The 12453-nt window shown below is 36.4% G+C and carries 13 protein-coding genes; 9 read left to right on the forward strand and 4 right to left on the reverse strand.

Annotated features, from left to right (window positions below; all coding sequences use genetic code 11):
* Positions 1-375 precede the first annotated feature (375 nt).
* The 3 genes from ACKI30_RS09970 (at position 376) to ACKI30_RS09980 (ending at position 3693) form a co-directional block, all read left to right on the forward strand.
* Positions 376-1044 carry a zinc ribbon domain-containing protein gene (locus tag ACKI30_RS09970; protein ID WP_407412074.1) on the forward strand — a complete coding sequence of 223 codons (669 nt, stop codon included), beginning with the start codon at positions 376-378 and terminating at the stop codon, positions 1042-1044.
* Between the two features lie 78 nt (positions 1045-1122).
* Positions 1123-2223 (forward strand): acyltransferase, encoded by a 1101-nt coding sequence (locus ACKI30_RS09975; protein WP_407412075.1) that lies wholly within the window; start codon positions 1123-1125, stop codon positions 2221-2223.
* Positions 2224-2235: 12 nt separating this feature from the next.
* Positions 2236-3693 (forward strand): glycosyltransferase, encoded by a 1458-nt coding sequence (locus ACKI30_RS09980; RefSeq protein WP_407412077.1) that lies wholly within the window; start codon positions 2236-2238, stop codon positions 3691-3693.
* 2 nt (positions 3694-3695) lie between these two features.
* On the opposite strand, the gene ACKI30_RS09985 is transcribed toward ACKI30_RS09980, so the two are convergent.
* Positions 3696-4832: a polysaccharide pyruvyl transferase family protein gene (locus tag ACKI30_RS09985; protein WP_407412079.1), complete on the reverse strand. Its 1137-nt coding sequence runs from the start codon at positions 4830-4832 to the stop codon at positions 3696-3698.
* Positions 4833-4946: 114 nt separating this feature from the next.
* Between ACKI30_RS09985 and ACKI30_RS09990 the strand changes: the two genes are divergently transcribed.
* Positions 4947-5960, forward strand: a complete 1014-nt coding sequence (locus ACKI30_RS09990; RefSeq protein WP_407412081.1) for a phosphorylcholine transferase LicD — start codon at positions 4947-4949, stop codon at positions 5958-5960.
* Between the two features lie 15 nt (positions 5961-5975).
* Positions 5976-6965 carry a glycosyltransferase family 2 protein gene (locus tag ACKI30_RS09995; protein WP_407412083.1) on the forward strand — a complete coding sequence of 330 codons (990 nt, stop codon included), beginning with the start codon at positions 5976-5978 and terminating at the stop codon, positions 6963-6965.
* On the opposite strand, the gene ACKI30_RS10000 is transcribed toward ACKI30_RS09995, so the two are convergent.
* On the reverse strand, positions 6917-7795 hold the full coding sequence (locus ACKI30_RS10000) for a hypothetical protein (protein WP_407412085.1): 879 nt from the start codon (positions 7793-7795) through the stop codon (positions 6917-6919). The two genes, ACKI30_RS09995 and ACKI30_RS10000, sit on opposite strands and share 49 nt — an antisense overlap.
* A gap of 156 nt (positions 7796-7951) precedes the next feature.
* On the opposite strand from ACKI30_RS10000, the gene ACKI30_RS10005 reads away from it, so the two are divergent.
* Genes ACKI30_RS10005 through ACKI30_RS10020 form a run of 4 tightly spaced genes read left to right on the forward strand, consistent with a single transcriptional unit; the run spans position 7952 to position 10760 of the window.
* Entirely contained in the window at positions 7952-8407 is a 456-nt protein-coding gene (locus ACKI30_RS10005; protein WP_407412087.1) for a flavodoxin family protein, read from the forward strand.
* Positions 8408-8412: 5 nt separating this feature from the next.
* Positions 8413-8889 (forward strand): MarR family winged helix-turn-helix transcriptional regulator, encoded by a 477-nt coding sequence (locus tag ACKI30_RS10010; protein WP_407412089.1) that lies wholly within the window; start codon positions 8413-8415, stop codon positions 8887-8889.
* Positions 8882-10270, forward strand: a complete 1389-nt coding sequence (locus tag ACKI30_RS10015) for an MATE family efflux transporter (RefSeq protein WP_407412091.1) — start codon at positions 8882-8884, stop codon at positions 10268-10270. Before ACKI30_RS10010 ends, ACKI30_RS10015 begins: the two co-directional genes overlap by 8 nt.
* Positions 10271-10316: 46 nt before the next feature.
* A complete protein-coding gene (locus tag ACKI30_RS10020) occupies positions 10317-10760 on the forward strand; it encodes a hypothetical protein (protein ID WP_407412093.1) in 444 nt (147 codons plus the stop codon).
* Here the strand turns inward: ACKI30_RS10020 and ACKI30_RS10025 are convergent.
* Positions 10757-11785 carry a tRNA-dihydrouridine synthase gene (locus ACKI30_RS10025; RefSeq protein ID WP_407412095.1) on the reverse strand — a complete coding sequence of 343 codons (1029 nt, stop codon included), beginning with the start codon at positions 11783-11785 and terminating at the stop codon, positions 10757-10759. The two genes, ACKI30_RS10020 and ACKI30_RS10025, sit on opposite strands and share 4 nt — an antisense overlap.
* A 90-nt stretch (positions 11786-11875) precedes the next feature.
* Positions 11876-12453 (reverse strand): hypothetical protein (locus tag ACKI30_RS10030; RefSeq protein WP_407412097.1); only part of this gene is annotated, 578 nt, incomplete at its 5' end.

The raw sequence follows: 12453 nt of genomic DNA on the forward strand, positions 1-12453 counted from the left end.
AAAAAAGAAAAACAAAAACAAGAAATAAACATGAACATATTTGACAAATGGATTAATAATTACATAATTGAAAATGATAAAATCATAGATTTCAAAAATTAAAATTAGAAAAATTCAAAAGAGAAAATAGCGGACACTCCCCTATCATTTAAATTAATTTTAGCTTTAATATTTTCCATACTTTTTAATCTAACTTCAAAATTTCAAATCAAATATTCAATTATATGGTATTGAGTAATGTTACATAAAATTTATTTTCAATACTGATACATCATTTATATTAAATAAACTATTTTTAACATTATCAAATAAATATATTAAAGATTGTGACTAAAATAGTATTATCTGACATGAAAAGTTTATGGGTGTTGATAAATGAAATGTTCAAATTGTAATGCAGAAAACTCCGACGGAGCAAAGTTCTGCAAGAAATGTGGAACCCCCCTTGAAGAAAAGACAATCAATCATGAAGAGCTTATAAATTCAGTGGGAAACGTAAAAACAAAATCAGATGACAATACTACAAAAATAATCATAGTGGCTTTGGTTATTGTTGCGATTGTTTTGGCAGGTGCATTTGCATACATCTACATGTCCGGAAACTCCGACAGTGGCAGTGCAAGCAATGCGGGATCAGCAAGCAGTGATTCAGATAAAGTGGATTCATCAAATCAGCAAAGTGCATCCTCAAATCCTGAAAAAACAGCAAAATCTCAGACAACTTCCATGAAGATTAGGGGAGGAAGCTTCTCGACCGGAAGTGCTGAATCAGACAAGACCTACGCTACAATTTATGTAGGTACTGAAAATGCAGGTAAGGACGTAATCGTGCAGATTTTCTATTCACGTGATGGAAACAGCTTAAACAATGGTAATATGGTACCGGCATCAGTTCACTCTGACGGATATCTATACATTACCAGTGCGGATGCATATCATTACTATCCTGATTATGCTACAATCAAATTATATGATTCAAACAGCAATCTGTTAGACACACAAAGTGTTTCACTATCTCCAACAAGTGGAACCCAAACATTCTAAATCATATAATTCTTTTTTTCTTTTTTCTTTTTTTGCTTCTAAAATTATAAATACATTCAAATAAATAAAGTATACTTGATGAATACAGGAAATATTTTAAAAAAAGAACGTATAGCTTATTATGACATTCTGCGCGCATTGGCCATTATCAGCGTTATAGTGCTGCATGTATTTAGAATTTGGCCCCATGCCGAAATAATGGATTTTAGAATATTTTCTCTAAGACAGATTTTTATTTTTGCGGTTCCGATGTTTTTAATGATAAGCGGAGCCCTTCTCTTAAACAGGGATATTGAACTGAAGGATTTCTTTAAAAGGAGATTCATAAGGATAATAAATCCATATATACTTTATGTGATTATATATTCAGCAGTGCTGTTTTTCATAATGTCAACATTTACAGGTTTCGGAGGCATTTCCGAGTATCTGTCAAAGGTGCCTCTTGAGTTCGGATGGTATTTCTGGCTGATATTCGGAGTCTATCTGGCATTGCCTGTGATAAACAAGTTCATACAGTATTCCTCAAAAAGGGAAATAGAATACTTTATACTGGTGCTCCTTATAGGATCCATATTCTACCAGATTACTTACGTTTTCAAGATTACTCATTTCATAAATCTGAACCTGTTTGTAAGTCCAATAGCTTATCTGGTACTGGGCTATTACCTTTCAACCCACGAATTCAAAATGAGCAATAAGAGAATCGCAACATTATCACTGCTGGTGTTCATTGTTGTTTCATTTATAAAGGTTCTTGCTGAAAACGGTCTCTTTTCAATGTCATACATTAACGGTTATGCATTTGCAAATTCAGATGTCGTTACATCATATCTTGATTTAGGATTTTCAGCAATTATCCAGACATCTGCACTGTTTTTATTCTTCAGGTACCTTTATGAGGTTAAGGACGGATTTTACGTTAAAGTGAGAAATATATTTGAAAATAATATAATTAAAAGAGCTTATACTTCCATCAGCAAGGCAAGTTACGGAATGTACCTTTTCCACAGGACACTGATGGTTCCTCTGGAGATTGTCGCTGCAGGATGGGTTTTGACAGGAAGCGGGGTCTGCGTTACAATAGTGATTCTGATTCTGGCCTTGGTCATTTCAAGCTGGGCAGTGGTTTTAATCATAAACAGAATTCCGTTTATCAAGAGGTTTTCAGGATATCACTGATGGGGGATTATGATGGCTCAGAATATTAAAGATAAGGAAATCTTCATTTTATTTGCTGATTTTGATGTGGAAATTGGTGGTGTGGGCTCTACAGTTCTCGGAAGGGCCAGCAGCCTGGCCGAAAAGGGATATGACATTACACTTCTTAATGTTACCCCCGTTCAAAACTTTGATTATACAGTAGAATATTTCCGCGAGAAAAATGAATTGTCAAAAAAGGTTAAGTTCATCAACTTATATCAGTATTATGCAAGAAAAAACAATCCTCAGAATCTGACCAAAAAAGTGGCTGTTGAGGATGAAGATGCCGAAAGGGTCGTGAATCCTGACCAGTCAGTTGTTTATAATTATTATTCATCAGATGAGCTTGTTAAAAGCGAAACATATATCGATGACTGTCTGGTTTTATCCGAATGCGGTAAAAACTCAGATTTCTACACAAAGGACGGCTTCAATTACCTTCAAAAAAGAGGCTGGCAGTATCGTCTGATAAACCGTGACGACGGATGTGAAATGGAATTTAAAAGCAACAAGACTCTCCTGTATCACTTCATGAGGGAGGTCTGCTTTTCCAAAAAGATGCCGATTATCGTCTGTGACAGTACAAAACACTGGTACAATATTGACGGAATTGATCTTGACGAGGCATATAAGATAGCTTCAATGCATGGAAATCCATATGATAACGGCAAGGTAAGCCCTAAAGTCAATCACCTGAAACATCTCGATGAATTTGACATTCTTGTATTGCTTACAAATGAAGTTTCAAGGGATCTTTCAAGGGAATTTGACAAAAGCAAGTTCAGGGTCATTCCGAATTTTGCCGATGATGAGTTCCTAAAGGATTTGAATGTTGAAAAGGACCAGAATAAGATAAGCATATTCTCCAGGATTTCCCCTGAAAAGCAGATGTCCGATGCAATCAGGGCATTTAAAATTGTCAGCGAGAAAAACGATGATGCCCATCTGGACATATACGGAAGGGCATTGGTTGAGGCTGAAAAAGAGGAATATGAAAAGCTGAAGGCATTGGTTGGCGAACTTGATTTGGAAAATCGTGTCAACTTCATGGGATACATTCCGGATGTCAGAGCTGAAATGCAAAAGTCACTGTGCACACTTTTAACATCAAAACATGAGGGCCTGCCCTTAATGCTTCTCGAATCAATGGCCAGTTCAACACCTGTAATTGCATATGATTTGAAATATGGACCTGACGATTTGATTGACAATGGTGCTGACGGAATAATAGTGAAAAAGAATGATATTGATGAATTAGCAGGGGCAATGTCAAGAATGCTTGAAAATCCAGATGATGCGATAAAAATGGGTGTGAAAGCCAAGGATAAAATCAGAAGAGACTTTTCCATTGAATCTGTTTCAAGAAAATGGGAAGACCTCTTTGAAGAAGTCGTTACCAACAGGAATTCCAATAGCTTTCTTTCAAAAATAAAATCAATATTTAAATAATATTATCTTTTTAATTTACGAAGTGGAGATGTAATCTTCCAGCTTGTTGAGTTTTTATACTCTTCTATTATCTTTTTTTGTTTTTCTATTGTTTCTTGCTGTTTTTGAATCTTTTCCTCGTATTTTTCAGCCATATCCAAAACGTCAACAATATAGTTTCTGGTGTCATTGGACTGTCTGGATAAAAATAGTGTAGTCCTGTCAAGCAGCTGATTGTATGTTACATCACTGTAGCATGACTCGTTGATGTGGCCTGTGAAACTTTTACATTTTTCAATTAGCTTTTCACGGATTTTAAGGTATTCCTTTGAGTTTTCAGGAGGATTATCCACATCGAATATATTGTAGTTTTTAAGGTAATCATTAAGATTTGACTGCAACAGGAGATTGTTGAGACCGTCAAAGCGTTCCTGTTTCGGTCGTGAATTGAAAAGCAGCACAGGTGTTTCAAGGGCAAGACAGGGTAATGCGCAGTGAAGACGGTCGGTTATGACACAGCTTGCATTCTCATACAGTTTCAGGATGTTTTCAGCTATGAAGAACTTGTCCTGGGCATTGTAATATGAAGTGAAGTTGTAGAGTGTATTTGGAATTGAGCCCGGAAACGCCTTTTCAAATGATGGCAGGAAATCCTGATTGATAACATATATCCTTTTGTTGGTCTTTTCTTTTAGAAACGGAATAAGCTTTGTTGACTTGTCGCTTGATATCAGAACATAGTCGTTGTCCTCATCCTTACAGTTATGCTTGTTTCCTGAGTCCAGAGTCAGTGTAAGGCATCCTGAGAAGTAGGCGTCAATGCCGTTTTCCTCCAAAAAGTTCTGTGTGTAGATGTCCCTGCAGCCCACAGGACCATACTTTGTAAGATACTCTCTGCTTTCATCTGACAGTATGACGTTCTGTGTTTCCTTTTTGGAGTTGAAGTGCATTGAAATAAGAAGCGGATCAATGTTTTCTGATGGCGGCCAGGCATCGAGGCAATCCAGATACCATGCGTTCATAATCATCTTTACGTTTTCCCCGTCGCCAAATTCATGTATCTTTTCATGATCTATATAATAGTCAATTTTAGGTAAAAAGCGTCTTGCGGCTATACTCTGAATTTCATTTCCCAAATTGATTGTATAATCATAACTCATTAATCCGTACTTCATTTTGATTGCCTTAAATCTTTTTTTATAATTATATATTTTAACCAATTCAATAATAAATATTATTAACCAATTTCAATATATTATTTCATAAGTGATTTGATGGTATCCAAGAAAATCAAAGATAAAATTCTAAACAAGAGCGACAAGTACAATTTCTATAAAGAGGAATACGAAAACAATTCCGATGCAATTGCCGATTTGGCCAAAAGGATAAGTGCACTGGAGGCGGAAAACGAAGAGAAAAATAATATTTTGGATTCCTATCATGTTTTACTGAACACCTTATTCTGCTATTATGACATAACTCCAAAAAGCTATCTGAAAAACGTTCAGGACCTTGGAGTTGAGATACTTAAGTTCGTTGACAATGTCTGCGCCAAACATGACATAGACTACTGGCTTGACTACGGCACTCTTTTGGGTGCGGTCCGCCATGAGGGATACATCCCGTGGGACGATGATCTGGACGTTGCAATGATGAGAGCGGACTACTCCAGATTCATAAAAATTTTCACTTCCGAATTGAAGGAAAATAACCTCACCAATCTCAAATGTGATTTTCAGCAGTCAAAATTCAAGGGAAAACCTGTTCTGAGATGGACTCAGATAACCTACAGGCATCCGGACCATAAAATCAGCTTTATGGGAACCGACATCTTTCCCTATGACTACATAAAAACCAATGAGATTTCCAATATCGATGATGTGTTCATGAAAAGCAGGGCGGAGTTTTATCTTGCAAATCAGGAAAAAATGCCGTTCAGTCAGGTTTTGGAGAGATACTGCGAAAGCATGAATTTGAGCCTGGAAAGGCAGGACTTTTATCTCTCAGGTGTTGAAGGCGTGAGAAGCCCTAAGGATTTCTACAGGATAAAGATACTTGAAACCGACAAACTGTATCCATTAAAAACCCTGAATTTCAAGGACCATTCATTTAAGGTTCCAAACGATACCGATTACTATCTGTCCATGATTTACGGCGACACATACCGTGAAATTCCAAAATCAGTGAGAGACCACAGCAGGATTTCAAAACTTGTCAAGATTGAAAACATCAATGATCTTCTGGAAAATGCAGTCCACGAGATGAAATCCGCAAATGATAATTTTTAATAAATAGGTTGACTTATGACAAAAGTATCTGTAATATTGCCGGTTTACAATGAAGATAAATATATCGCAAAAGCCATTGAAAGCGTTTTAAACCAGACATTTGATGATTTTGAGCTGATAATCGTCAATGACGGGTCCAGTGATAACACCTTAAACATCATTAACGGATTTGAAGATGAAAGAATAAAACTTATAAATCAGACAAATCAGGGCCCGGGAGCTTCAAGAAATAACGCCCTTGAAATAGCTTGCGGCGAATACGTTATGTTTCTCGACGGTGATGACTGGTACTGTGCGGATGCATTAAAGACAGCCTATGAAGAGATAACATCAAATGACACAGACATTTCCATTTTTCAGATAATTAAATATGACGGCAGGGAATTTTCCGAAAACAGCTGGTTTAACCTGGACAATTTCCCTGACAGCTTTGAAGGCAGAGTTTTCAATCCCCATGAATGCAGGGATTTTCTATTTGACATATCCGTGAGCGCCGCTCAAAAGATTTTCAGACGTGACTTTCTAGTCGATATACATGCCAGGTTTCCTGAAGGAATATACTTTGAGGACATGCCCTTTTTCTTCTATACATTTCTAAAGGCAGATAATATTTCAATAATCAAAAGACACTTATATGTGAGAAGAAAGCATGAGGGATCAATTACCGAGTCCGTTGACTCAAAGTTTTTAGACACCGTTGCTGCAGGCCAAATATTAATAGACATTTTCATAAAAAATGGTTGGTATGATATGTACCTCTTTGATTTGCTTGCCTTCAAAATCAACGGTCCTCGATATGCTTTAATGGGAATTGAAGAAAAATACAAAGAAGAGTTATATCTGTTGATTAAAAGAGACTATGAATCAATTAAAGAGAGTCCTTATTATCAGGATTATCTTGACAATCTCGGACCCGTAAAGAAAAAGTTTATGCAGGATATTTTGAAATCAAAAAATTATGCTGATTTCAAGACCCTGAACCAGACAAAATCATCACCGGCATAAAGGCTTATCAATATTGATGTCAGTGTGATAAGGACATATATTGCAGTCACTTCAATCGGCATCAGGCCAACAAATGCTACTAAGACCACAAGTGTGGATATCCAGAATACTGTTTTTTTATTTCCGATGTTGGAATAGCTGAGAATTCCCAATATCACAGGAGTCATGATGATTGCCAGTATATAAAATATTGACATCTCAAGGCTTATCATTCCGTAAATGGGCATGGTGAAGACGTTCATGAAAAGATACATCTCAAGGACTGTGAGGAAAAATCCCTGAACTCCTCCGGATATTGCCTGTGCAAGAGTATGTTTTTTAAGAAGGACCCTTGACCATATTACAATAGGATAAATCAATGAAATAGCTGCACCGACAGGCCCCAAAAGCAATATCAATGCTGCAATCGGTCCGCTGATTCCGGTTGTATGAACGCTTATTTTCCATTTTATGGTAATCAACAGTACAACTCCTGTGTTTACTGAATAGCATAAAAGAAGAACTGTCAGGAAGTTGTCAAGATTCAGGAAGAGTGAAACGAGAACTCCGATAAAATAGCTAACTATACCTACGATAAGAGGAACATACCTGTCCTGCCTGTTTGAAATGTCGTTGTCGGTATTAATTATTTTAGCCCACAGTAAAATAATCACCATTGGAAGCAGTGATGCGAATATTAAGGATACTATCTCGCAGGCTACAAATTTATTGAAATTCAAAATGCCGTTTTCAAGTGAAATCACATAACAGATTATCAAAAACAATGGTATTGTTATAATCGGAGGTTGTGTCAATGTTGAAACTATTTTAGCTATTTTTAATTTTTCCATAATATTTATATTTTATTTTGTTTTATTAATAATTTTTTGAATATCATGTTAAATTATTTTCAGTTTGTGCAGGTCACTGCCATAAGGCATTATTGTTGCAGTTGCAATAGTTGTCAATGCAACAGTTTATATATTATAAAACATTAATAATAACCTATGAAATCATTAGTAGTTTATTACTCAAGATCAAATATTACAAAAAAACTGGCGGAAAATATCGCCAATAAACTAAATGCCGATATAGAAGAAGTAATTCCAAAAGTCAACTACCAGGGAAAAATAGGATATGCCCGTGGAGGAAAGGACGCAATCAGAGAAAAGATTGTCGAACTTGAAGCATTGAAATATAACCCTGAGGACTATGATATAGTATATGTCGGAGCACCTGTATGGGCTTCAAAAGCTGCAAATCCAATAATTTCATACCTTAAACAGAATGAAGGAAAATTCAGTGAAGTGAAATTCTTCATGACTGCAGGAAGCAGCGGATTTGAAAGCTCATTCAAACAGATGGAAAAATATTCAAAAAAACCTGTTAAGACACTTGCCCTGACCACAAAGGAAGTCAAAAAGGACCTGTGTGAAGACAAGATCAATTCATTTATAGAGTAGATAGGATGTCACTTGAAGAGTTTAAACAAATCGATGCAAAAGCTCTTCCCGTTGGAAAACTAATCTCAATGATTGCAAGAGGCCATACAATATACATCAACCGTCACTTGGAGAATATGAATATAACCGCAACCCAACTGCATTTGCTGTTTGAAATATCACACCAGTGCGAAATCAATCAGGAAAAAATTGCAAGCAGATGCAACATCAATAAGGGTTCAGTTGCAAGGTCAATAAAAAAGCTTGAAGACAAAGGCCTAATCAAACGTGAAATAGATGAAAACAACAGGCGCCAAAACAAGATTTCACTCACTCAAGACGGTGAGGAAACCCTCAGTGAGGCGGTTAAAATATTGAAACAATGGGAAGACGAAGTAATTTTAGATAAAGGATATATAGAAAAGGATTTATTAAAAGAAATATTAAAGGAAATAGCTATTAAGACAATAGAGTTGAATCAGGGAGAGTGTAAAAATGGCTAATAAAAGTAAAAACATTGAAATGATTACAGGCGATCCAAAAAAGGCTATCATCAAATTGGCATTGCCTATGATGGTTTCAATGCTATTGATTATGATGTATAACATTGCCGACAGTATCTGGGTAGCAGGTCTTGGAGCGGATGCTCTTGCGGCAATAGGATTTATCACACCACTGTTTATGGTGCTGGTGGGACTTGGAAACGGAATCGGTGCAGGTGCAAACTCACTGATTGCAAGAAATATCGGAGCTGGAAACCGTGACGGTGCAAACAACGCTGGATTGCACGCTATCGTTTTATCAATAATCGTATCCGTAATCTTTACAATTCTCATTGAGGCATTCATGGTACCTATCCTTCAGTTTATGGGTGCAGGAGATACAATACAATATGCAATGGACTACAGTTACATCATATTCGGATTCCTTTTCATCTTTGTATATTCCGGAGTTGCATCAGCTATATTCAGGTCTGAAGGAGACATGAGAAGGGCAACAATAGCTATTGCAGTAACTGCAATCATGAACATCATTTTAGACCCTGTATTCATTTATGTATTGAACCTTGGAATTGCAGGGGCAGCATGGGCAACCGTTTTCTCAGCAATATTGTCCTGTCTTGTAATGAGCTACTGGATATGGGGTAAAAAGGATTTATATCTTGATTTGTCACCTCAAAACTTTGATTACTCATCCGCAATCATGGTTGACACATTGCAGGTAGCAATCCCTTCAACACTTGAAAACGTTGTTTTCTCAGCTCTTGCTATTATCATCAACAGTATGCTTGTGTTAGCAGCAGGAACAACCGCAGTTGCTGTATATACTGCATCAATGAGGATAGTTCAGTTATGTATGATTCCTTTAATAGGTATTGGAACAGCAGTGCTGACCGTTGCAGGCGTTGCATACGGTGCACATAACTACCATAACCTTAAAACAGCACACTCCTATTCAATTAAAATCGGATTTGCAGTTTCAATAGCTCTTGGAGCCATAATGTTTATATTCTCAAACCAGATTGCAACAGTGTTCTCATACACTTCCGCAAGTGCCGCAATGGCTCCTCAAATTGCAACAGCTCTTTCAGTACTGACCCTTTTCGTTCTTGCAATTCCTCATGGAATCATGTCATCAATGATGTTTCAGGGTGTCGGTAAAGGAACATACTCCCTTTTAATCACACTTTTAAGGTCTTTAATCCTGGAAAGTGTATTTGCATATCTTTTCTGTTTCATATTCGGCTGGGGACTGACAGGAATCTATGCAGGTGTTGTATTCGGTTGTTTTGTAGGAGGAACCGTCGGATACATCTGGGCGAAATTCTTTATCCGCAAGTTCAAAGAGATTTCACTTAAAAAATATACACCACAGCAAGAATAATCATACAATGATTATTCTTTTATACCTTTTTTTATAGAATATTATTATGGAATTCATCCTCAACAACAAGAAGTATTCAATTATCAACCATGAACTATTTATCAACTATCTTATGGTTGACAGCTATTTTAGACAAAAATACTCCAAATATGACTATGACATCAGATTCGATTTCATAGAGCCAATCCTCAAAAAAGAAAAAATAGAATTCAGGGACATTCAGGAAGGCACTGAAGTTTTAGAGCAGCTGATAGAAAAAGGAGAAATAAATTTCATTCCTCACGGCCTTAGAATCGATGAGCATCTAAACGGAAACTTCATGATAACATATCAGGATCTTGAATTCAAAAACGTTACTGTCGGTGAAGCAATACCGTTTTTAATAGCTTTAAACTCACTTTTAACCTACAAGCCAATTGTCACATTGACACAAATAGAAGAGGAAATGAATAATTTTTTGGAAAAATTCAGAAGCTATCCTAAAGACTAATCAATATTCAGCGGAGCCTTAGGATATAGGAAACATGTTGAAGTCTTTTTCCAGTAGCAGTTATTGCATGTCCTGCACTTTACCTCACCGTCGCCCTCGATTTTCCAGTCAACCAAAAAGCTTGGATCGGCTACAAAAGGCCTCTGCATGGAAATAAACTCTACTTTTGTCTTGTTTAAAACATTATTGATTTGCCTTTGTGATTTGATTCCGCCACCCATAATCACAGGAATGTTCACATTATCTATGATCTTTTCGCATGAACTTGCAAGAATGCTTTTATGATAGTTTTCACGTGAAAAATACTGTGGAGAACGTGGACGTGTAATCTGAAGAGAATCAGCGCCGTATTTTTCAAGGATTTTTGCAACTTCCACAGTGTCATCTATGGTCATTCCGCCCTTTTGAATATCAAATGCATTCAAACGGCAGTTAATGTGAAGTTTAGTGTTTTGTTTAATTACTTTAATTATTTCAAGGACAATTCTTAATCTGTTAAGGGTGTTTCCGCCGTATTTGTCTTCCCTTTTGTTGAAATATGGATTGATGAATCTTGTCAAAAAGTAGTAGTTTCCAAGAGCTATCTGGATTCCGTCAAAGCCTGCATAATCAAATTTTTCAGCTGCAATAATAAAGTCAGTCTGAATCTTTCTGATGTCATCTATTGTAATGTCCTCTATTTTAACGTGCTGTTCTGTCTTTTTATTGTAATGGACAAAACCAAGCTGAGCAAAAATAGGAACATCATATACATGAACAAGATCAGTCAGGTCTTTTGCTTCACGCACAAAGCGGTTATAGTTAACGGTATTTGAATATTTGCTGAAACCATCTCTCGGATAAAGTGAAAATAGCTCACTGATGATTAATCCGACACCGCTTGCGGCAATGTTTTCATATCTGTCATATATCTCTGGTGTAAGATTTCCGGATTGCTCCCTTTCAGATTCCCATAAACCTGTTCTTACGATACGGCTGTTAAGTTTAAATTCTCCAAATTCACAATAATCAAACAAATCTTTCATGTATTATAATATAATTAAAAATAATATAAAAAAGTTATCAAAAAAATAAAAATAGAGGGAAAAATGAATTTCCCATTAAAATTTGCCTTCTTAAATTATAACAATTAAACTAACAAGCAATAATGCAAGAATAGCGAAAATGTTATAATCATTCTCATTTGCATCAGCTGTTTGAACTGCTACATTTTCTTTACTGGTATTGCCGCTGTCATCTGAAGCTTGTTTGTTATCCAGATCATCAATATCAATGGATTTCACTACAGAATTTTGACCGATACCAGTATTTGGCAATACATATGCATCTAAATATGAATCATCATAATTGTATCCGTTACCGGCAGATGCTGTGTCTTTATATGCTGTTTTTTTATTATCATTAGGGCAATCTGGAGCGTATGGCTCGAAAGCAGATCCACAAGCATAAAATGCTTTAGAAGTTACATAATGATAATAAAGTGTTCTGTTTACTGTATAGTTGCCTGTTTTTTCATATGCTGTATGATATTTCCAATGAGGAAGGTCATCTCCGTAGTCTTCCCAGTCTTCATCATCCAGGTCATCTTCGTCGTCGTAGTCTTCCCAGTCTTCATCATCCAGGTCATCTTCGTCGTCGTAGTCTTCCCAGTCTTCATCATCCAGGTCATCTTCGTCGTCGTAGTCTTCCCAGT

The organism is Methanobrevibacter sp., assembly GCF_045539575.1.
Classification (GTDB): domain Archaea; phylum Methanobacteriota; class Methanobacteria; order Methanobacteriales; family Methanobacteriaceae; genus Methanocatella.

Excerpts from the sequence above, each read along its gene's own strand:
- ACKI30_RS09970 (WP_407412074.1), top strand. The coding sequence starts at position 376 with ATGAAATGTTCAAATTGTAATGCAGAAAACTCCGACGGAGCAAAGTTC.
- ACKI30_RS09975 (WP_407412075.1), top strand. The coding sequence starts at position 1,123 with ATGAATACAGGAAATATTTTAAAAAAAGAACGTATAGCTTATTATGAC.
- ACKI30_RS09980 (WP_407412077.1), top strand. The coding sequence starts at position 2,236 with ATGGCTCAGAATATTAAAGATAAGGAAATCTTCATTTTATTTGCTGAT.
- ACKI30_RS09985 (WP_407412079.1), bottom strand. The coding sequence starts at position 4,832 with ATGAGTTATGATTATACAATCAATTTGGGAAATGAAATTCAGAGTATA.
- ACKI30_RS09990 (WP_407412081.1), top strand. The coding sequence starts at position 4,947 with ATGGTATCCAAGAAAATCAAAGATAAAATTCTAAACAAGAGCGACAAG.
- ACKI30_RS09995 (WP_407412083.1), top strand. The coding sequence starts at position 5,976 with ATGACAAAAGTATCTGTAATATTGCCGGTTTACAATGAAGATAAATAT.
- ACKI30_RS10000 (WP_407412085.1), bottom strand. The coding sequence starts at position 7,795 with ATGGAAAAATTAAAAATAGCTAAAATAGTTTCAACATTGACACAACCT.
- ACKI30_RS10005 (WP_407412087.1), top strand. The coding sequence starts at position 7,952 with ATGAAATCATTAGTAGTTTATTACTCAAGATCAAATATTACAAAAAAA.
- ACKI30_RS10010 (WP_407412089.1), top strand. The coding sequence starts at position 8,413 with ATGTCACTTGAAGAGTTTAAACAAATCGATGCAAAAGCTCTTCCCGTT.
- ACKI30_RS10015 (WP_407412091.1), top strand. The coding sequence starts at position 8,882 with ATGGCTAATAAAAGTAAAAACATTGAAATGATTACAGGCGATCCAAAA.
- ACKI30_RS10020 (WP_407412093.1), top strand. The coding sequence starts at position 10,317 with ATGGAATTCATCCTCAACAACAAGAAGTATTCAATTATCAACCATGAA.
- ACKI30_RS10025 (WP_407412095.1), bottom strand. The coding sequence starts at position 11,785 with ATGAAAGATTTGTTTGATTATTGTGAATTTGGAGAATTTAAACTTAAC.